The following is a 241-nucleotide window of genomic DNA, read 5'->3' as shown; positions in this document are numbered from 1 at the left end:
TTCTTCAACCACACTGACCACGCTTTGATTTTGAAATATGGCATTATGTTGCCCCACAGCCAACCGTGCTAAGCACGAGGATAACACCACTTGATAATGGGCTTCATCTTTATTGACCGATAACTGACTAAACTCAGTAATCACCCCATGCAAGGTGCGTTTATTACTCAACGTGGGCAAGTCACTTAATGAGCGGATAGCGGAAGTTAATGGTTTGTTGATAACAGGATTAAAGGAGAAG

1 protein-coding gene is annotated in these 241 nt (G+C 42.7%); it reads right to left on the bottom strand.

The genetic code is table 11. The features are described from left to right. Nucleotides 1-241: contractile injection system protein, VgrG/Pvc8 family (locus B9N71_RS12215; RefSeq protein ID WP_143422153.1), on the bottom strand; the 241-nt coding region annotated here is incomplete at both ends.

This window comes from Gilliamella bombi (assembly GCF_900103255.1).
GTDB classification, from domain to species: Bacteria; Pseudomonadota; Gammaproteobacteria; order Enterobacterales; family Orbaceae; genus Gilliamella; species Gilliamella bombi.
Note: the sequence above shows the minus strand (reverse complement) of the source record. Positions and strands in the feature narration are given on the sequence as shown.